This is a genomic window from Rubneribacter sp., assembly GCF_965361815.1.
Genome location: NZ_CBDTNW010000092.1, coordinates 16,111 through 35,107, shown reverse-complemented (window position 1 = coordinate 35,107; position 18,997 = coordinate 16,111). Strand labels below are relative to the sequence as shown.

General features: G+C 65.0%; 25 protein-coding genes. 22 read left to right on the top strand and 3 right to left on the bottom strand.

Features of this window, described 5'->3' with window-relative positions; translation table 11 throughout:
- The first annotated feature begins 522 nt into the window (after nucleotides 1-522).
- The 22 genes from rplB (at nucleotide 523) to nagA (ending at nucleotide 14,996) form a co-directional block, all read left to right on the top strand.
- Nucleotides 523-1,353 (top strand): 50S ribosomal protein L2, encoded by an 831-nt coding sequence (gene rplB / locus ACWKY3_RS06915; protein ID WP_449315695.1) that lies wholly within the window; start codon nucleotides 523-525, stop codon nucleotides 1,351-1,353.
- A gap of 22 nt (nucleotides 1,354-1,375) precedes the next feature.
- A complete protein-coding gene (gene rpsS / locus ACWKY3_RS06910) occupies nucleotides 1,376-1,651 on the top strand; it encodes a 30S ribosomal protein S19 (protein WP_449315694.1) in 276 nt (91 codons plus the stop codon).
- A gap of 12 nt (nucleotides 1,652-1,663) precedes the next feature.
- Nucleotides 1,664-2,005, top strand: coding sequence for a 50S ribosomal protein L22 (gene rplV, locus ACWKY3_RS06905; RefSeq protein ID WP_449315693.1), 342 nt, complete (start codon nucleotides 1,664-1,666; stop codon nucleotides 2,003-2,005).
- A 5-nt stretch (nucleotides 2,006-2,010) separates the two neighbouring features.
- The gene (gene rpsC / locus ACWKY3_RS06900) at nucleotides 2,011-2,724 is read left to right on the top strand and encodes a 30S ribosomal protein S3 (RefSeq protein WP_449315692.1); all 714 of its coding nucleotides are present in this window, start codon (nucleotides 2,011-2,013) and stop codon (nucleotides 2,722-2,724) included.
- Nucleotides 2,724-3,146 carry a 50S ribosomal protein L16 gene (gene rplP / locus ACWKY3_RS06895; RefSeq protein WP_449315691.1) on the top strand — a complete coding sequence of 141 codons (423 nt, stop codon included), beginning with the start codon at nucleotides 2,724-2,726 and terminating at the stop codon, nucleotides 3,144-3,146. The genes rpsC and rplP overlap by 1 nt, the downstream gene beginning before the upstream one ends.
- Nucleotides 3,147-3,341, top strand: coding sequence for a 50S ribosomal protein L29 (rpmC, locus tag ACWKY3_RS06890; RefSeq protein ID WP_009306348.1), 195 nt, complete (start codon nucleotides 3,147-3,149; stop codon nucleotides 3,339-3,341).
- A 32-nt stretch (nucleotides 3,342-3,373) separates the two neighbouring features.
- Nucleotides 3,374-3,634 carry a 30S ribosomal protein S17 gene (gene rpsQ / locus ACWKY3_RS06885; RefSeq protein WP_449315690.1) on the top strand — a complete coding sequence of 87 codons (261 nt, stop codon included), beginning with the start codon at nucleotides 3,374-3,376 and terminating at the stop codon, nucleotides 3,632-3,634.
- Nucleotides 3,635-3,682: 48 nt separating this feature from the next.
- Nucleotides 3,683-4,051, top strand: a complete 369-nt coding sequence (rplN, locus tag ACWKY3_RS06880) for a 50S ribosomal protein L14 (protein ID WP_449315689.1) — start codon at nucleotides 3,683-3,685, stop codon at nucleotides 4,049-4,051.
- Nucleotides 4,052-4,064: 13 nt separating this feature from the next.
- Nucleotides 4,065-4,391, top strand: coding sequence for a 50S ribosomal protein L24 (gene rplX, locus ACWKY3_RS06875; protein WP_449315688.1), 327 nt, complete (start codon nucleotides 4,065-4,067; stop codon nucleotides 4,389-4,391).
- 277 nt (nucleotides 4,392-4,668) lie between these two features.
- Complete coding sequence (gene rplE, locus ACWKY3_RS06870; protein ID WP_449315687.1) at nucleotides 4,669-5,217, top strand: 50S ribosomal protein L5; 549 nt, start codon at nucleotides 4,669-4,671, stop codon at nucleotides 5,215-5,217.
- Between the two features lie 97 nt (nucleotides 5,218-5,314).
- Nucleotides 5,315-5,500, top strand: a complete 186-nt coding sequence (locus ACWKY3_RS06865) for a type Z 30S ribosomal protein S14 (protein ID WP_087194865.1) — start codon at nucleotides 5,315-5,317, stop codon at nucleotides 5,498-5,500.
- A gap of 106 nt (nucleotides 5,501-5,606) precedes the next feature.
- On the top strand, nucleotides 5,607-6,005 hold the full coding sequence (rpsH, locus tag ACWKY3_RS06860) for a 30S ribosomal protein S8 (protein WP_449315686.1): 399 nt from the start codon (nucleotides 5,607-5,609) through the stop codon (nucleotides 6,003-6,005).
- A 16-nt stretch (nucleotides 6,006-6,021) separates the two neighbouring features.
- On the top strand, nucleotides 6,022-6,561 hold the full coding sequence (gene rplF / locus ACWKY3_RS06855; protein ID WP_449315685.1) for a 50S ribosomal protein L6: 540 nt from the start codon (nucleotides 6,022-6,024) through the stop codon (nucleotides 6,559-6,561).
- Nucleotides 6,562-6,598: 37 nt separating this feature from the next.
- Nucleotides 6,599-6,967, top strand: coding sequence for a 50S ribosomal protein L18 (gene rplR, locus ACWKY3_RS06850; protein WP_449315684.1), 369 nt, complete (start codon nucleotides 6,599-6,601; stop codon nucleotides 6,965-6,967).
- Nucleotides 6,968-6,984: 17 nt separating this feature from the next.
- On the top strand, nucleotides 6,985-7,515 hold the full coding sequence (rpsE, locus tag ACWKY3_RS06845) for a 30S ribosomal protein S5 (protein WP_449315683.1): 531 nt from the start codon (nucleotides 6,985-6,987) through the stop codon (nucleotides 7,513-7,515).
- Nucleotides 7,515-7,706 carry a 50S ribosomal protein L30 gene (gene rpmD, locus ACWKY3_RS06840; protein ID WP_449315682.1) on the top strand — a complete coding sequence of 64 codons (192 nt, stop codon included), beginning with the start codon at nucleotides 7,515-7,517 and terminating at the stop codon, nucleotides 7,704-7,706. The genes rpsE and rpmD overlap by 1 nt, the downstream gene beginning before the upstream one ends.
- Nucleotides 7,707-7,949: 243 nt before the next feature.
- Nucleotides 7,950-8,399, top strand: coding sequence for a 50S ribosomal protein L15 (gene rplO, locus ACWKY3_RS06835; protein ID WP_449315681.1), 450 nt, complete (start codon nucleotides 7,950-7,952; stop codon nucleotides 8,397-8,399).
- On the top strand, nucleotides 8,393-9,673 hold the full coding sequence (secY, locus tag ACWKY3_RS06830) for a preprotein translocase subunit SecY (protein WP_449315680.1): 1,281 nt from the start codon (nucleotides 8,393-8,395) through the stop codon (nucleotides 9,671-9,673). The genes rplO and secY overlap by 7 nt, the downstream gene beginning before the upstream one ends.
- Before the next feature lie 376 nt (nucleotides 9,674-10,049).
- Nucleotides 10,050-10,676, top strand: a complete 627-nt coding sequence (locus tag ACWKY3_RS06825) for an adenylate kinase (protein WP_449315679.1) — start codon at nucleotides 10,050-10,052, stop codon at nucleotides 10,674-10,676.
- An 85-nt stretch (nucleotides 10,677-10,761) separates the two neighbouring features.
- Complete coding sequence (locus ACWKY3_RS06820) at nucleotides 10,762-12,939, top strand: cytochrome C oxidase Cbb3 (protein WP_449315678.1); 2,178 nt, start codon at nucleotides 10,762-10,764, stop codon at nucleotides 12,937-12,939.
- Nucleotides 12,940-13,001: 62 nt separating this feature from the next.
- A complete protein-coding gene (gene nagB, locus ACWKY3_RS06815; RefSeq protein ID WP_449315677.1) occupies nucleotides 13,002-13,739 on the top strand; it encodes a glucosamine-6-phosphate deaminase in 738 nt (245 codons plus the stop codon).
- Nucleotides 13,740-13,877: 138 nt separating this feature from the next.
- Nucleotides 13,878-14,996, top strand: coding sequence for an N-acetylglucosamine-6-phosphate deacetylase (gene nagA / locus ACWKY3_RS06810; protein ID WP_449315676.1), 1,119 nt, complete (start codon nucleotides 13,878-13,880; stop codon nucleotides 14,994-14,996).
- A gap of 148 nt (nucleotides 14,997-15,144) precedes the next feature.
- Here the strand turns inward: nagA and ACWKY3_RS06805 are convergent, their stop codons facing one another.
- The 3 genes from ACWKY3_RS06805 to ACWKY3_RS06795 all read right to left on the bottom strand — a co-directional run bounded on the left by ACWKY3_RS06805 (nucleotide 15,145) and on the right by ACWKY3_RS06795 (nucleotide 18,899).
- The gene (locus ACWKY3_RS06805; RefSeq protein WP_449315675.1) at nucleotides 15,145-16,518 is read right to left on the bottom strand and encodes an ROK family protein; all 1,374 of its coding nucleotides are present in this window, start codon (nucleotides 16,516-16,518) and stop codon (nucleotides 15,145-15,147) included.
- Nucleotides 16,519-16,691: 173 nt separating this feature from the next.
- Nucleotides 16,692-17,906 (bottom strand): AGE family epimerase/isomerase, encoded by a 1,215-nt coding sequence (locus tag ACWKY3_RS06800; RefSeq protein ID WP_449315674.1) that lies wholly within the window; start codon nucleotides 17,904-17,906, stop codon nucleotides 16,692-16,694.
- Between the two features lie 9 nt (nucleotides 17,907-17,915).
- Nucleotides 17,916-18,899, bottom strand: a complete 984-nt coding sequence (locus ACWKY3_RS06795; protein WP_449315673.1) for a dihydrodipicolinate synthase family protein — start codon at nucleotides 18,897-18,899, stop codon at nucleotides 17,916-17,918.
- Nucleotides 18,900-18,997: the final 98 nt, after the last annotated feature.

The window sequence follows — 18,997 nt, the reverse complement described above, 5'->3', positions numbered from 1 at the left end:
CCGCGCGTCCCCTCGCGAAGGCCCCGAATCGGGCCGATTTTGGCCGAGGCCATGTGGACCGGGGCCTGTTTTGTCCATGACTCTTTCGCTGTCCGTTGAACCGCCGACGGCGCGGGTCGTGCCGGCCCGCCGGGCAAGGCCCCGCCGGGCGCTTCGGAGGGCCATAGGGCGCGATTTGCGGCCAAAACAGGGCGGTCCGCCGCGCCCCCCGGCCAGCCGCACGCCCCCCGGCCCGCCGCGCCCCCATCCCGCCGCGCGCCCAACCCCGCCTCCCGCCTCCCACTTGTGCTCAGGTTGTGTCCAATCCCTTCCGCGAATATTTTTTCTTGAATCCCCGTTGCCCACTGCGTATAATTCTCGTTTGCGTCTGGACACAGATGGATACACCCGGACGCGTGGCGCATCGGAGTCGCGAGGGCCAAGCCTCCCCAAGGTCCTCGGCGGCAATCGGGCCCACGAAGACGCGTTGGGTTTTCGGTGTACGGAGAGGCGTGCGAGCGAAAACCCGCAGAAAGGAAAGACATGGGAGTCAAACAGTACAAGCCGACCAGCCCCGGCCGACGCTTCCAGACGGTCTCGGACTTCGCCGAGATCACGACGGACAAGCCGGAGAAGTCCCTGCTTGCGCCGCTGCACAAGAAGGGCGGCCGCAACAACTACGGGCGCATCACCACGCGTCACCAGGGCGGCGGCACCAAGCGTCGTTACCGCATCATCGACTTCAAGCGCAACAAGGACGGCGTGCCCGCCAAGGTCGCTACCATTGAGTACGACCCCAACCGCTCGGCCCGCATCGCCCTTCTGCACTACGTCGACGGCGAGAAGCGCTACATCCTGCACCCGAAGGGCCTGTGCGTGGGCGACATGATCATGAGCGGCCCCGAGGCCGACATCAAGCCGGGCAACGCGCTGCCGCTGGCCAACATCCCCGTCGGCACGCTCGTCCATGCGGTGGAGATGCAGCCGGGCAAGGGCGCGGCCATGGCCCGCTCCGCCGGCACCAGCATCCAGCTCATGGGCAAGGAGGGCAAGTACGCCATCCTGCGCATGCCTTCCTCCGAGATGCGCCGCGTGCTCCTCACCTGCCGCGCAACCATCGGCGAGGTGGGTAACGCCGAGCACTCCAACATCAAGATCGGCAAGGCCGGCCGCAACCGCTGGAAGGGCATCCGCCCCACCGTCCGCGGCACCGTCATGAACCCGGTCGACCACCCGCACGGCGGCGGCGAGGGCAAGAACAAGTCCGCCGGTCGCCACCCGGTCACCCCGTGGGGCGTGCCCACCAAGGGCCATCGCACCCGCAATCCCAAGAAGGCGTCGAGCCGCCTCATCATCCGCCGTCGCAAGAAGTAGCGCAAAGCGTTAAGGAGTAGTAGTGAGCAGAAGTCTGAAGAAGGGCCCCTTCGTTGAGCCTCGCCTTCTCGGCCGCATCGAGGCCATGAACGCGGCGGGCGAGAAGAACGTCATCAAGACCTGGTCGCGCGCGAGCACCATCTTCCCGGACATGGTGGGTCACACCATCGCCGTCCACGATGGGCGCAAGCACGTGCCGGTGTACATCACGGAATCCATGGTCGGCCACAAGCTGGGCGAGTTCGCCCCGACCCGCACGTTCAAGGGTCACTCCGCCGACAAGGGCAAGAAGAAATAGAAGGGGTGAACAATGGAAGCTAAAGCTGTTGCACGCTACGTGCGCATTTCGCCCCGCAAAGTGCGCGTCGTGGTCGACCTGATCCGCGGCAAGTCCGTGCCTGCCGCTCGCGAGATCCTGCGGTTTTCCGACCGCGCCGCCTCCGAGGTGGTGGAGAAGGTGCTCAACTCCGCCGTCGCCAACGCCGGCAACCTGCACCACGTCCGTCCCGAGTCGCTCGTGGTGAAGACCATCTTCGTGGACGAGGGACCCACCTTGAAGCGCATCCGTCCCCGCGCGAAGGGCTCCGCGTCGCGCATCCGCAAGCGCTCGAGCCACGTCACCGTCATCGTTGCACCGCGAGAGGAGGCTTAAAGTCAATGGGTCAGAAAGTTAGCCCCACCGGGTTCCGCCTCGGCATCACCGAGGATTGGCGCAGCCGCTGGTACGCCGACAAGGACTACGCCAAGAACCTGGCGAACGACTTGGCCATCAGGAAGTTTTTGGACAAGCAGCTCGCCCGCGCCGCCGTCTCCAAGGTGGAGATCGAGCGCGCCGGCGACAAGATCAAGATCATCGTCACCACGGCCCGCCCGGGCGTGGTGATCGGCAAGAAGGGCGCCGAGATCGACGCGCTTCGCAAGAAGCTGGAGAAGGTGGCCAACGGCCCGGTGAACATCGAGGTCGTGGAGGTCAAGCGCCCCGAGCTTGACGCCGCGCTCATCGCGCAGTCGGTGGCCGAGCAGCTGGAGGGCCGCGTGGCCTTCCGCCGCGCCATGCGCAAGGCGGTCCAGTCCGCTCGCAAGTCGGGCGCCAAGGGCATCCGCATCCAGTGCTCCGGCCGCCTGGGCGGCGCGGAGATGAGCCGCCGCGAGTGGTACCGCGAGGGTCGCGTGCCGCTGCACACGCTGCGCGCCAAGATCGACTACGGCTTCTCCACCGCCGCCACCACGATGGGTTCTATCGGCGTGCAGGTGTGGGTGTACCACGGCGAGGTCATGCCCGGCCAGAAGGCGCCCCAGCCGGCGCTCGAGGGCAGCTCCCGTCCCAGCCGTCCCCGTCGCAACGATCGTAACGATAGGAGGGCAAAGTAATGCTGGTACCCAAGCGCGTCAAGCATCGCAAGGTGCAGCGCGGCTCCATGAAGGGCCGCGCCAAGGGCGGCACCCGTCTGAACCACGGCGAGTACGGCATCCAGGCTCTCGAGCCGCATTGGATCACCAACCGCCAGATCGAGGCTGCCCGTATCGCCATGACCCGTCACATGAAGCGCGGCGGCAAGGTGTGGATCACCATCTTCCCGGACAAGCCGATCACGAAGAAGCCGGCCGAGACCCGCATGGGATCGGGCAAGGGCAACCCTGAGGGCTGGGTGGCGGTTGTCAAGCCCGGCCGCATCATGTTCGAGATCGCCGGTGTGGACGAGGCCACGGCCAAAGAGGCCCTTCGCCTGGCCATCAACAAGTTGCCCATCAAGTGCAAGATTGTTTCCAAGGAAACGGAAGGGCAGGAATAAATGAAAGCAGCAGAGATCCGTGAGCTGTCTGCCGACGATCTGCAGGCGAAACTCAAGGAAGCGCGCGCGGAGCTTTTCAACCTGCGCTTCCAGATGGCTACGAGCCAGCTTGACAACACTGCCCGCGTGAAGCAGGTCAAAAAGGACATCGCACGCATCCAGACCGAGATGCGCGCCCGCGAGCTGAGCGCTTAAGGCTCGTCGGTCGAGGAAGGTTGGACACACACATGAGCGAAGAACGCAACTCCCGCAAGGTCCGCCAGGGCATCGTGGTGAGCGCCGTGAACGACAAGACCTGCGTGGTGCAGGTCAAGCAGCGCAGGCCCCATCCGGTGTACGGCAAGATGATGACCACAACGAAGAAGTTCCACGCCCACGACGAGAACAACGAGGCCGGCGTCGGCGACACCGTGCGCATCATGGAGACGCGCCCCTTGTCCAAGATGAAGCGCTGGCGTCTGATTGAGATCGTCGAGAAGGCCAAGTAGCCTGGCGCGATCGCCCCAAGCTACCGAGAGGAAAGTTAGGTTAAGCAAATGATTCAGATGCAAACCATGCTCGCAGTGGCCGATAACTCCTGCGCTCGCAAGGTGCAGTGCATCAAGGTCCTGGGCGGCTCGAAGCGCCGTTACGCGGGCCTGGGCGACGTCATCATCTGCAGCGTGAAGGAAGCGGCTCCCAACACCAACGTCAAGAAGGGCGACGTGGTGCGCTGCGTGGTCGTGCGCGTGAAGAAGGAAGTGCGCCGCGCCGACGGCAGCTACATCCGCTTCGACCAGAATGCCGCCGTGCTCATCAACACCGACGGCACGCCGCGCGGCACGCGCATCTTCGGGCCGGTGGCCCGCGAACTGCGCGACAAGAAGTACATGAAGATCGTGTCTTTGGCACCCGAGACGCTCTAAGGAGGTGTGCGCCATGAACAGCATGCATGTGAAAAAGGGAGACACGGTGCGCGTCCTGTCCGGCAAGGACAAGGGCAAGGAGGGCACCATCCTGCGCGCGCTTCCCACCCGCCAGCGCGTCGTCGTGGAGAAGGTGGGCATCGTCAAGAAGGCCATGCGCCCCACGCAGCAAAACCCCCAGGGCGGCATCGTGTCCATCGAGGCCCCCATCCACGTGTCCAACGTGATGCTGGTGTGCCCGACGTGCAAGCAGCCCACCCGCACGGGTTCGCGCGTGAACGAAGCCGGCAAGAAGGTCCGCGTCTGCAAGAAGTGCGGCAAGGACATCGACAAGGACTAGGGGTTTCGTCGGTCTGACGGCCGACGAAACCGGCCGACGAAACCGGCCGACGCTGCGGCCTCCCGCAGCACCCCGCCTCGCGGCGAAACCGAAGGCTTGCGTATCCAAGTACGCGTCGCCTTCGCTTTCCCCACGATCCGGGGCACTGCGGAAGCCCTCGCTGACGTTACGAACGACCAATGAGGGTAAACTTGCAGTAATATGACCCCTGCCGCTTCGGCGGCGAGGGACGCAGGGTCGGAAATCCTGCGTTTAATTCATCGAAAGGAAAAGGAACATGACTCCTCGTCTGAAGGAAAAGTACAAGACCGAGATCGTGCCGAAGCTGGAGAAGGACCTCGCGCTCGACAACATCAACAAGGTTCCGCGCCTTGAGAAGATCGTTGTGAACATGGGCGTGGGCGCCGCCGCCGGCGACCACAAGCTGCTGGACTCCGCCATGGCCGACATGCGCGTCATCACCGGCCAGCAGCCCTGCGTCACGCGCGCCAAGAAGTCCATCGCGGGCTTCCATGTGCGCGAGGGCCAGGCCATCGGCTGCAAGGTCACGCTGCGCGGCGACCGCATGTGGGAGTTCCTCGACCGCTTGCTGGCCACGGCGCTGCCCCGCGTGCGCGACTTCCGCGGCATCTCCCCGAAGAGCTTCGACGGCCGCGGCAACTACACGCTCGGCATCACCGAGCAGCTCATCTTCCCTGAGATCGACTACGACAAGATCGACCGCACGCGCGGCATGGACATCACGTTCGTGACCACCGCGGAAGACAACGACGCCGCCTTCGCGCTGCTCGACGCGCTGGGCTTCCCGTTCAAGGACAAGGAATAACACCCCGTCGTCCGCCCAAGGCCGCCGAACGCGGCCTGCGTTGAAAGTGCACTCGGGCCCGCCGCGCGCGGGCCGATGAGAGGAAAGAAGGAATTGCATGGCTAAGAAATCGATGATCGCCAAGGCCAAGCGCGAGCCGAAGTTCTCCACGCGCCAGCACAACCGCTGCACGCGTTGCGGACGCCCCCGCGCTTACTACCGCAAGTTCGGCCTGTGCCGCGTGTGCCTGCGCGAGCTGGCCAACAAAGGCGAACTGCCCGGCGTGACCAAGGCTTCCTGGTAGGCCGCATACAGGAAACGCACGGGTGTGCCACGGTTCAGGCGGAGGCGTTACGGGCGCCGACGAACCGAACCGAGAGGCTCATCAAGGACCAAAGGAGAAACTCACCATGACCATGACCGACCCCATTGCAGACATGCTTACGCGCGTGCGTAACGCGAACTCTGCCGGCAAGGAGAAAGTCGCCATGCCGTCGAGCAAGAAGCTCGTCGAGATCGCCCGCATCATGCAGGAGGAGGGCTACGTCCAGGGCTACGACGTCATCGACGGCGAGCCCCGCGCCACCCTCGAGATCACGCTCAAGTACGGCGACAAGAAGGCCAAGACCATCCGCGGCATCAAGCGCATCTCCAAGCCGGGTTTGCGCATCTACGCGGGCAAAGACGAGCTGCCCCGCGTGCTCGGCGGCCTTGGCACCGCTATCATTTCGACGAGCAACGGCGTGATGGCCGACCGCGACGCCCGCAGGAAGGGCATCGGCGGCGAGGTCATCGCGTACATCTGGTAGGAAAGGGAGGGAAGACATGTCTCGTATCGGCAAGATGCCCGTGACCGTTCCTGCCGGCGTTGAGGTGACCATCGACGGCTCCACGGTGACGGTCAAGGGAGCGAAGGGCGAGCTGACCCGCACGTTCCCCGAGATCATAACCATCAAGCAGGAAGGCGACGAGCTCATCGTCGAGCGTCCCGACGACTCGCGCGAGGCCAAAAGCTACCACGGCCTGGTCCGTTCGCTCGTGGCGAACATGGTGGAGGGCGTGTCCAACGGCTTCACCAAGAAGCTGCAGCTGGTGGGCGTGGGCTACCGCGCCGCCCTCAAGGGCAAGGACCTGGAGATGCAGCTCGGTTTCTCCCATCCGGTGGTGGTGGAGGCCCCCGAGAACATCGCGTTCGAGGTTCCCAGCCAAACCGAGATCATCGTGAGCGGCCCCTCCAAGGAGCAGGTCGGCCAAGTTGCTGCGAACATCCGCAAGTGGCGCAAGCCCGAGCCTTACAAGGGCAAGGGCATTCGCTACGAAGGCGAGTACGTCCGCCGCAAGGTCGGCAAGGCCGGCAAGGACTAGGCGCAAGCCGCGAACGACTGAGATCGAAGGGATAATCATGAAGAAGCTTCAGAAAAAGCAGGCTGCGCTGGCTCGTCGCCATCGCCGTGTGCGCGGGAAGATCTCCGGCACGCCGGCTCGCCCCCGTCTGTGCGTGACGCGCAGCAACTCCAACATCTACGTGCAGTTCGTCGACGACGTGGCCGGCAAGACCCTCGTGGGCGTCTCCACGCTCGGCCCGGACTTCAAGTCCACGGGCAAGCGCGGCGGCACCGTCGAGGGCGCCGCGGCCCTGGGCGAGATCGCCGGGAAGAAGGCGCTTGACGCCGGCATCACCGAAGTCGTGTTCGATCGTGGCGGCAACCTGTACCACGGGCGCGTCAAGGCCTTGGCCGAGGCGGCTCGCGAAGCAGGTCTGAAATTCTAGAAGGGGTTGGAAGTCTTATGGCTCGCAACAACAAGCAAGACAACGCCGCGGTCCCCGAGCTTCAGGAGCGCGTCGTCTACATCAACCGCGTGTCGAAGGTCGTCAAGGGCGGCCGCCGCTTCGCGCTCACCGCGCTCGTGGTGGTCGGCGACGGCAACGGCCGCGTGGGCGTGGGCATGGGCAAGTCCCAGGAAGTGCCCATCGCCATCAAGAAGGGCGTCGAGGACGCGAAGAAGAACATGTTCACGGTGCCGCTGACGGCCGAGAAGACGCTGCCGCACGACTACATCGGCGAGTACGGTGCGGGCCGCGTGCTGCTCAAGCCGGCCACGCCCGGTACCGGCGTTATCGCCGGCGGTGCGGCGCGCGCGGTGTTGGAGCTGGCGGGCGTGACCGACTGCTTCGCCAAGTCGCTCGGCACCGACAACGTGATGAACGTGGTCAAGGCAACGGCCGAGGGCCTCAAGAACATGCAAAGCCCCCAGGAGGTGGCTGAGCGCCGCGGCCTGTCCGTCGCCCAGATCTTCGGCCGGAAGGAGCAGAAGTAATGTCTGACGCCAAAAGGACCCTGCGCATCACGCAGGTCAAAAGCTCGATCGGCTACAAGAAGGACCAGGCGGCCACGCTGCGCTCGCTGGGCTTGGGCAAGATCGGCCGCACGGTTGACCAGGTGGACAACGAGTGCGTTCGCGGCATGATCTTCAAGGTCAAGCACCTGGTGAAGGTCGAGGAGCTGTAGGTTTCGCCGGACGGCGAAACGTGTTGATACTGTGAAGCGCCAAGCTATCCGATTTGTTTTTTCGCCCCCGCCCCCTTGTCGTATGGAGGGAAGCGTTCGGCGGGCGAAGGGGGATTTCGGGTGCTCGGCGCTTCTCGGCCGTTTTGCGCCGTTTATGAGGTAGAATACGACAACTGTGGAAGTTTGCTGGCGGCGAGCTGCCAGCGCCGGGCGCGTCCCGGAATTGCGAAAAGGAGAAGAATCATGGAATTGAAAGATCTGAGGCCGGCTGAGGGCTCCCGCAAGAACCGCAAGCGCGTGGGCCGCGGTCCCGCTTCCGGCACGGGCAAGACGGCCGGTCGCGGCATGAACGGCCAGAAGTCCCGCTCCGGCGGCGGCAAGGGCCCCGGCTTCGAGGGCGGCCAGACCCCGCTTGCGCGTCGTCTGCCCAAGCTGCCTGGCTTCAGGAACTTCAACCGTGTGGAGTACCTGCCCGTCAACGTGAAGCGCCTCGAGGAGAAGTTCGAGGCCGGCGATGTGGTTGACGGGGAGAGCCTGAAGGCCAAGCGCATCATCAAGCACGCCGACGCTCCGGTGAAGGTGCTCGGCGACGGCGAGATAACCAAGGCCCTCACGGTGAAGGTTGACAAGGTGTCCGCTTCCGCCAAGGCGAAGATCGAGGCGGCTGGAGGAAAGGTCGAAGAGCCTTGCTAAGCTCTATCATCGACGCGTTCAAGGTTCCCGAGCTGCGCAAGAAGATCCTCTTCACGCTCGGGATCCTGGCGCTCTACCGCTTCGGGGCGTACGTGCCGGTCCCGGGCATCCCGTTCAACGAGTTCGCGAGCTCCTTCGCCAACTCGGGCGTGTCCATGACCATGCTCGATCTGTTCACGGGCGGCGCGCTGTCCAACTTCAGCGTGTTCTCGCTGGGCATCATGCCCTACATCACGGCCTCCATCATCATGCAGCTCATGCAGGGCGTCATCCCCGCCGTGGGCCGCTGGGCCAAGGAGGGCGAGGCGGGCCGTCGCAAGATCACGCAGGTCACCCGCTATCTCACGCTGGGGCTGGGCCTCGTCAACGCCGTCGGCTACCTGCTGCTGTTCAAGTCGCCGACCTACGGCGTGGTGTTCACCGACCAGGTGCCCGGGCTGCTGACCGACATCTTGGTTGTGTTCACGCTGGTGGCGGGCACCGCGTTCATCATGTGGATGGGCGAGCTGATCACGCAGCGCGGCGTGGGCAACGGCATGTCGCTCATCATCTTCGCGAGCATCGTCTCGCGCGTGCCCGCGGCCATCTTCTCGTCGGTGAACCTGAGCGCCGACTTCGGCATGGGCATCGCCGTCACCGCGCTCATCTTGGTGGTGGTGCTGCTGTGCATCCCGGCCATCATCTTCGTGGAGCGCGCGCAGCGCCGCATCCCCGTGAACTACGCCAAGCGCGTGCAGGGACGCAAGATGATGGGCGGCCAGTCCACCTACATTCCGCTCAAGGTGAACGCCGCCGGCGTCATTCCCATCATCTTCGCGAGCTGCCTGATCTACTTCCCGGCGCAGCTGGCGGCGCTGTTCAACGTGGACTGGCTCACGGCGGTGGCCGACGCCATCTCCACGGGCTGGGTCAACTGGATCCTCACGGTGCTGCTCATCGTGTTCTTCGCGTACTTCTACACCTCCATGGTGTTCAACCCCGACGAGACGGCCGACAACCTGCGCAGGCAGGGCGGCTTCATCCCCGGGGTGCGCCCCGGCTCGGCCACGGCCGCCTACATCAAGAACGTGCTGCACCGCGTCACGCTGCCGGGCGGCATCTTCATCGCGGTCATAGCGGTGGCGCCCTCCATCCTGTTCTCGTTCACGGGCAACCAGCTCATCCAGGCGTTCGGCGGCACGTCCATCCTCATCATGATCGGCGTGGCCCTGGACACCATGAACAAGGTGGAAAGCCAGCTGAAGATGCACAACTACGACGGGTTCTTCAAGTAGCCCGACGCGTTGCGCGAAACGCCCCGGCCCGTATGGCGGTCGGGGCGTTTTTTCGTATGGGGGTGCCGGGCCTCGGTTGCAGGCGCGGGTTGGGCCGGCCCTGGGCTGATCCGCCCGTCCGCCAAGCAGCCTGTCCGCGCCGTCCGGCGCCTTCGATCAAGCGCGCCTCCGCGCCGTGCGGCCCGTGCGCCAGGTGCGCTGTTCGCGCCCTTTGGCTCGCGCGCCGCTCGCGCCCCCGGCCGCCTCGGCCAAGCGCCGCTCGTCCTGGATGCCCTCGCGTTGCCGCTCGTTGTCTTTCTTCTGAAAACCGTGCCCGAAAAGGGGCGCTTTGGTACAATACGGAACGTCTATTGCAGGTCGAAAGGACAGAACCATCATGAACATCGTATTGTTGGGCGCGCCGGGCGCCGGCAAAGGCACGCAGGCGGCTAGGCTGGTCGAGGAGTTCTCGCTGCCGCACATCTCCACGGGCGACATGCTGCGCGCGGCCGTCAAGGCCGGCACGCCGCTGGGCAAGAAGGCGAAATCCTACATGGATGCGGGCGACCTCGTCCCCGACGACGTCATCATCGGCTTGGTGACCGAGCGTTTGCAAGAGCCCGACACGCAGAAGGGCTTCATCCTGGACGGCTTCCCGCGCACGTCCGCCCAGGCCGTGGCTCTTGACGCGGAGCTTTCCAAGCTGGAGCGTCCGCTGGACGCCGCGCTGCTCATCGACGTGGATTTCGAAGTCATCGTGAAGCGCCTGACGTCGCGCCGCATGTGCCGCGAGTGCGGCTACATCGGTTCGGCCGCCGATGCCTCCTGCCCGAAGTGCGCGGGCGAGATGTACCAGCGCGACGACGACAACGAGGCCACGGTGCGCAACCGCCTGGACGTCTACGAGAAGTCCACGGCTCCGCTCGTGGATTACTATCGCGGATGCGACCTGCTGGTGAAGATCGATGGCGATCGCGATCCTGACGTGGTGTACGCCGAGGTCAAGCAGGCCCTTGGCCTGTAGCTTGCCGTTCGGCGGGCTTTTCGCGGCGTGAGGCGGATGGGGCGTTGGGCTCTGTCCGCCTCACGCTTCGCACAAGGGGACCGTCATGCCAACCGTCCGGAGCAACATATCCTACGCGTACGGCAAGTTCATGCGCTCGCACAGAGCGACGGTTCGGCATATCGTCAAAAGCGTCATGGCCATTTTGGCCGTGGCGTTTCTGCTGGAGACGTTTCTGTTCAACGTCAATTTCTACACCTCGGCTGGCTACAACACCGTCTCGCTCAACGACAAGCTTGACCTGCGCGAGACTTCCGACGGCCAGTACCAGATCACGGCCGTGAACAACGTGTTGGAGTTCTCCAACGTCAACGCCGAGGTGCACAATATCTGGCTGAACTTCGACTACCGGCAGCCCGCGCAGGATCTGCAGATCAAAGTGCAGTTCACCGACGAGGCCCACCACACCTACTTCGATTCCACCGAATACACCGAAGGCGTGCCCGAGGTGTCGGTGTCCACCCTGTCGGATCAAAGCGAGTACATCAACCTGAACACGACGGGCTTGGTGGGCAACCTTCGCATCGAGATCGTCGGCGAGGACGTGAGCTACCCCATCCGCCTCTCCGACCTGTGCATCAACGCGCATCATCCCTTCTCGTTCAACACGACCCGCTTCCTGGTGGCGGCCGGCCTGCTGGCGCTCGCCTTCGCGTTCCGTCCGCGTTCGGCCATCTACCGCATCGGCATCGTGGACGAGCCGCGCAAATCGAAGGCGGCCATCGTGGTCGCGGTGGCCCTGGAGGTGTGCCTGCTCAGTTCGTACTTGTTCATGGGGTCGAACTTGGTCGGCGTGGCCACGAAGGGGTACAACAGCGGATCGTGGGACGGCGTGAGCTTGGTGAACACCTTCGAAGTGGGCGGCGAGAGCGCCCAGCAGTACGCCGAGCTGGCCAAGGCCATGGCCCGCGGGCAGCTCTATCTGGAGGAGGAGCCGCCCCAATGGCTCCAGGACATGTCCGACCCCTACGACAAGGGCGCACGCGACGAGGCGCAGAAGGAGACGGGGGAGGAGTACCTCTTCGACGTGGCCTACTACGACGGTCACTACTACGTGTACTTCGGCGTGGTGCCGGTGCTGCTGTTCTATCTGCCGTTCTTCCTTCTCACCGGCGCGAACTTCCCCACGGCTATCGGGGTGCTCGTGGCGGTGATCGCCTTCGTGCTGGGATGCTCGGCGCTGCTCGACCGTTTCGCGCGCTACCATTTCAAGCACGTGAGCCTGGGGCTTTACCTGCTGCTGCAGATACCGCTCGTCATGTGCTGCGGGGTGCTGTACCTGCTGAAGTTCCCCACGTTCTATTCGCTGCCCATCGCGCTGGGGCTGGCGTTTTCGGTGTGGGGGCTGTACTTTTGGACATGCGGGCGCTCCTCGGCGCGTCCGGAGAAGTGGTATTTGGCCGGATCGTTGTGCATGGCGCTTGTGGCCGGGTGCCGGCCTCAGCTGCTCGTGCTGTCGCTGGTGGCCTTCCCGCTGTTTTGGCGCTCCTTCATTGCCGAGCGCCGCTTGCTCACGCCGCGCGGTGCTCGCGAGTTCGCCTGCCTGATCGCCCCCTACCTTGTGGTGGCGGCCGGGCTTATGTGGTACAACCGTGCGCGCTTCGGGTCCTTCACGGACTTCGGCGCGAACTACAACCTCACGGTCAACGACATGACCAAGCGTGGCTGGAATGTCGGGCGCCTGGCTCCGGCGCTGTTCGCGTACTTCCTGCAGCCGCCGAGCGCGACGGGGGTGTTCCCGTTTTTGCAGGCGGCGCCGTTCGAGACCACCTACATGGGCCAGACCATCAAGGAGGTCACCTTCGGTGGCATTCTGGCGTGCCTGCCGGTGCTGTGGATCCTGCCGTTTTCCAAGCGCATCCTGCAGCTGCGCATCAGGCAGCGCGCCACGCGCACCATCGCGGGCGTCATCGTGGTGCTCTTGTTCGGAGGCGTTGTGGTGGCGCTGGCCGATGCGGAGATGGCGGGCATCCTGCAGCGTTACTTCGCGGACTTCAGCTTCATGTTCCTGGCCGCCGTGGTGCTGCTCGCGTTCGTGGTGAACGAGAACCTCGCACCCGGATCGACCGTTCAGAACCTGCTCATGAAGGTGCTGTTGGTGCTGGTGGCCGTTTCGGTGCTGTACAGCGCGCTTTTATGCTTCGTTCCGGAGACAGGATGGTACTCCGACGTGTATGATTGGGCGTACCGCGACATCGTGGAAACCGCGCAGTTCTGGACCTGATCCGAGCTGCGTCGCAGAGGGCGCCTTTTCCGAGGCGCGGGACTGACAACGAAAGGACGACTATGGAATTCATCATCGCCGAGAGCGCGCAGGACATGGGCCGCCGCGCCGCCGACCGCATCGCCTCGTTCGTGCAGTCCGATCCGGCCTGCGTGCTGGGCTTGGCCACGGGCACGACGCCCATCGGCCTGTACGCCGACCTCGTGGCCGACTGCAAGACGGGCAAGCTCAGCTTCGCCGACGTCACGACGTTCAACCTGGATGAGTACCGCGGGCTTGCTCCCGAGCATGACCAGAGCTACCGCTACTTCATGAAGAAGCACCTGTTCGACCATGTGGACATCGACCAAGCGCGCACGCACGTGCCCGAGGGGTCGAACCCCGACGCCGAGGCTGTGTGCGCGGCCTACGAGCAGGCTATCGAGGAAGCGGGCGGCATCGACCTGCAGCTTCTGGGGTTGGGGCCGAACGGGCACATCGGCTTCAACGAGCCTGAGGACACGTTCCCGAAGGCCACGCACTGCGTCGACCTCACCGAGAGCACCATCCAGGCCAACAGCCGCCTGTTCGAGAGCATCGACGACGTGCCGCGGCAGGCCTACACCATGGGCATCGGCACCATCATGGCCGCGCGCAGCGTGCTCGTGGTGGTGGAGGGCGCCCACAAAGCGCAGATCGTGAAGGAGGCGTTCTTCGGTCCTGTGACGCCGCAGGTTCCCGCCTCCATCCTGCAGTTCCACCCCGACGTCACGGTCATCGTGGATCCGGCGGCGGGCGAGCTGTGCCGCGATTTGGCGTAAACGACGCGTGAGGCGGGGGCGGCAAGCCGCAAACGGCTGTGCGCGACCGCCCCGAAGGATCTCTGCTTGCTTGGTGGAGGTCCTTCTTCTTTCGCGGGCGGCATGGCAGAATGGGCGAAAAACGAGAAAGGACGGGCAATGCGCATAATCAATGGCTCGGTGTTCGATGGGGAAGGGTTCTCTGAGCGCGAGGTTGCCGTTGCGGACGGCAGGTTCGCGGAAGAGGCGGCCGCCGGCGACGGCGAGGTGCTGGACGCGGCTGGCTGCTACGTGATCCCGGGTCTTGTTGACCTGCATTTTCATGGCAGTGCCGGAGCCGATGTGAGCGACGGAGATCTTGAGGGACTCCACCGCATGGGCGCTTACGAGGCGTCGCGCGGTGTGACGGCCATGTGCCCGGCCACCATGACGCTGCCCGAGGACGTGCTCACGCGCGCGGCGCAGGCCGCCGCAGCCTACGAGCCGGCCGCAGACGAGGCGGCGCTTGTGGGCATCAACATGGAGGGGCCGTTCATCTCGCCGAGCAAGGTAGGCGCGCAAAACCCCGACTACGTGCGCAACCCCCGCGTGGAAGAGTTCCGACGCCTGCAGCAGGCTGCCGGCGGGCTGTTCAAGATCGTGGACATAGCGCCGGAGGAGGAGGGCGCCGACGAGTTCATCCGCGAGCTTGCGGGCGAGGTTCGCATCTCGCTCGCGCACACCTGCACGGACTACGACACGGCGGCCCATGCGTTTAAGCTGGGCGCGCGGCATCTCACACACTTGTTCAACGCCATGGATCCCATGCATCATCGCAAGCCCGGTCCCATTCCCGCCGCCGCCGAGCGCGACGACGTCACACCGGAGATCATCGCCGACGGCATCCACATCCACCCCGCCATGGTGCGCCTGGCGTTCAATCTGTTCGGCGATGACCGCATGATCCTCATCAGCGACACGCTGCGCGCGGCCGGCTTGGAGGATGGCACGTACGATCTGGGCGGCCAGGACGTTACCGTGCGCGGCTACGTGGCCACCATTGAAAACGGCGCGCTGGCCGGTTCGGTGAGCGACCTCATGCGCTGTTTGTACGTGGCCGTGCGCGACATGGGCATCCCGCTGGCAAGCGCGGTGAAAGCCGCCAGCGCCAACCCGGCGCGCGCCTTGGGCCTTGCCGACCGCGGCGCCATCGAGCCAGGCTATGTGGCCGACGCCGTGCTGCTGGACAAGGAGACCCTCGAGGTCGAGCGCGTCGTTGTGCGGGGCCGCGCGTTGTAAGACGCTTGCAGGCCGCCGTCGTGGACGGCAGCGCCCGAAAGCGATCCGGCGCGCATTCCCGGGCACGGCTCTCGCTCGCAAAACCAAAGGGCCCTCGCGGACTTACCCGCGAGGGCCCTTCTTGCCGAGATGCTCGGTTAAGCTGCTCTTACAGCTCCGGCAGCGAAGCGGCGGCGGCCGACTGGCCCACGCGGCGCATCATCTCGTCGGGAAGCGTGACGGTGATCTGCTCGGCCAGCTCGGGGTGCTCCTCGGCCAAGATGCGGTTGCACTCGCTGATGACGAGGTCGCCGCCCACGCCGGAGGACACGCGTCCCAGCACCAAAAGCGTCTTGATGTCGTAGAAGGCGCTGTAGAGCACCAGCGTGTGCGCCAGGTACGCGCCGATGGAGCGGAAGATGTCGAGCGCACCCGCATGCCCCTCGTCGGCCAGGCCCTGCACCACCTTGAGCTTCTGGGCGGGGGAGAGCTCGGGGTCAAGCTCGATGCCCGCAGTCGGCGCCAGCTTGATGACGGCGTCCTGGCTGAAGTACTTGCAGCCCACGCCATAGTCGGTGGACCATTCGTCCTGCATGGCCTCGGGCGACAGATCAACCGGCGCGAAGGCCAGCTCGTTCAGCCAGCCGAGCACATTGCCGGCAGCGTTCACGTAGCCCACGGCCTCGGAGGTGCCCATGGCTATGCCGAGGATGGAGCCCTCGCCGGTGGACATGTAGCCCGCCAGCGCCGTCACGTCGCCGTCGTTAGCCACCACAAGCGGCACGTCGCCAATTTCGGCGGCGGCGCGCTTGTAGATGCTTTTCACCTCGTCGCGCCTCTCGCGCGGCACCTTGATGAACAGCGACGCCACCATGGGGCAGTCGTCCACGTACACGCCCGCCGACGACACGCCGATGGCGTCCACGCGCGGCATCTTGGAGGCGGCGGTCTTGAACGCCGTCACAATCTCGTTGAAATGGTACTCCGGATCCTCGGTGACCTTGGGGTACCACACCACTTCTTCGGAGTACACCGACTCGCCGTCGATCACGGCCGACACCTTGCGGTCGCTTCCACCCGCGTCGAAGCCGATGCGGCAGCCGTCCTTGTGGCCGCCGATGGGCTTGGCGGCCTCGTTGGCGGCGGGGAAGTCGGCCTCGGAGCAAGCGATCACCTCAAGTGGCTTCTCGTACACGTCGTCCACGAATCCGAAGTCGAAGGCGCGCTTTCCGTCGGCGCTGTACGCCTCGGCCAGCTTCGCGGCAATATCGTCGCAGCCGCACACGTAAATGCGGAAGCCGCCCGTGCTCCACAGCATGAACTTCACGAAGCGCTCCACGTAACGCAGGTTCGCCTCGGCGAATTCCTCGCCGCGAATGAACGTGTGACGCACGGAGATAAGCCCGTTCTCGCGTTCGACGGCCACCGAGACGGGGCGGTCGGCGCCCTCAAGGTAGGCGCGCATCCACACACCGAACGGGATGAAGCCCTCGTCCAAAACGGGGACGTTCTTGATGTCGTACTCGATACCCAGGTAGTTCATGCTTCTCCCTTCCTTACAGGTTGCTCATTATGCCAGCGAGGTGCTCTGCGGTGCGTCGAATTGCCGTGTTGCGCGGCCGAGCGTGCTGTGCGCGTGAGGGCAAGCGCACAAGCGGCAAGGCGGGGCACCGCAGCGTCGAGCTGCTCTGCTGGCCGCCAAGCCAGCAGAGCTTGTTAGTCTCCTATGATCTCGGTCAGCACTCGTTCGGTCATGGACAGGGCGCGGGGCACGTGGAAGGGTCCCTTGAACGTGGAGCCCTTCGTGGGCGGCATAGTGGGCAGGCCGTCGCGGCGCAAATATCCGTACCATTCGCCGTACTCGGGGTCGGCGAAGTGCTCCTTGCAGTACGCGATGGTCTTGAGCAGCCACTTTGCGTAGTACTCGTCGCCCGTGTCGCGGTAGGCTTTCGAGGCGGCGATCATGATCTCGTTGTGCGGCCACCACAGCTTCATATCGTGCTCGTAAGCCTCGGTGGGCTTTCCGCACGCGTCGATGAAGTACAAAAGCCCGCCGTACTCCTCATCCCAACCCGCTTCAATGGCCAAGCGGAAGATCTGCTCGGCTGCTTTGTGCAGCTCCGCGTCGCCGCGGTAGTTGGCCTCGTCCATCATGAACCAGCTGCACTCGATGTCGTGGCCGGGGTTCACCACGCGCCCGGCGGTGTAGTCCAGCTCCGGCTCGCCCTCGGCGTTCACGCTCTCCAGCGTGCAGCCCAGCTCGGGGCGGTAATGGAAGCGCACGATGGCGTCGGTGCACTCGCGCGCGTGGCGGTCGTACTCCTCGGTGTTGGCGGGGTCCACGCGGCGCATGATGCCGATGATGTTGAGGAAGATCATCGGATCGGCCAGCGCGCGGCCCGAGCGCGTCTCGGGGATGGTCTTGGGGCCAAGCCCTGCCGGATCCTCGATGAGCCCGTTGTTCAGATCGTAGATGAGGCGGTAGGCGCGCCGCGCACGCGCAAGATGCTTCTCTTGGCCGGTCAGTCCGTAGTACTCGGCGTTGGCGATGGCGTAGAAGCCCTCGGAGAAGCAGTAGCGGCGCTGGCGCAGGGGCTTGCCCTCGGCCGTCACCGTGAAGTACAAACGGCCGCCCGCCTCGTGGTTGACGCAGTGCTCCTCCAGAAAGTCCAGGCAGCTCTTCGCGGCCTCCATCCATTCCGGGCGCTCTCCGTACAGGCGGCACAAGTGAGAGAACGTCCAGGCGCAGCGGCCCTGCATCCACACGCTCTTGTCGGTGGAGTAGACGTTGCCCTCGCGATCCAGGCAGGTGTACACGCCTCCGTGCTCGCGGTCCATGCCGTGCTCCAGCCAGAAGCGCACGCACGCGTCAAGCTCCTCGCGGATCCACGCACGCGCTTCAACGAGTTGTTGGGTGATGTCGGATGTCACAGGGCCTCCTTACTTGGCGGAACCGAACGCGGGGCAGGCGCGCCAGTGGGCCTCGCGCACGGGGGCGTCGGCATCCATCATGCCCTCGCTCTTGAGCACGTCCACAATGGCGTCCACGTCGTCGCCCTCAAGCGCGCACACGGGCTCGCGCATCTGGTTGGTGTTGAACACGCCCATCTGCCACAGCGCCGTCTTGAACGCTCCCACGCCCGCGCCGAAGCCCACCGTGGCCTTCACCTTGCGGGTGAGGAACATGAGGCGGGCCAGGTGGTCCTGCAGCTCCTTCACGCGCGCCCAGTCGCCGGCTTGCGCGGCGCGCCACTGCTCCACGTAGCTTGCCGGGTCGAGGTTGGCCAGGCCCGGCACGCTGCCGTCGGCGCCGGCCAGGTACGCGCCGTCCACGCACACCTCATGACCGGTGAGCAGCTGCAGGGGATGCCCCGCGTCCTCGTTCTCCAGCACAAGCCAGCGGAAGGACACATCGTCGCCCGAGGAGTCCTTCACGCCTTGGATCACGCCGTCTTTGCCCAGGCGCACAAGCATGGTGGGGTCGAGCTTCGTGTGAACGCACACGGGCAGGTCGTAAGCGAACAGCGGCAGGTCGGTGTGCTCGCGGATGGCGCGGAAGTGGCGCTCCGTCTCCTTCGGGCCGCCCAGCGCGTAGAACGGCGCGGTGGCCACCAGCGCGTCAACGCCGTAGCCGGAGGCGCGCTTTGCCTGGTCGACCACGCGCAGCGTCTCCATGTCGATGATGCCCGCCATCACCGGCACGCGGCCGTGCACCATGGCGACGGCCTCCTGCAGCACGTGGTAGCGCTGCGCGTCGGTGAGGAAGGCCACCTCGCCCGACGACCCGAGGAAGAACAGGCCGTCGACGCCGGCGTCTATCATGCGGTTGATGGTGCGCTCGAGCGATTCCAGGTCGAGTTGGCGCTTCTCGGTCAGCGGTATGACGACCGGGGGGATGACGCCGCGAAACGGTGAATCAGTCATGGAAGGTTCCCCTTCTTTCCGTGTCCGGTGCAAACGGTACAAGGTTACCGGTCGGCGGGGGCGAGCGTCAACGAATGCCGGCAGGCATCACATAAAAT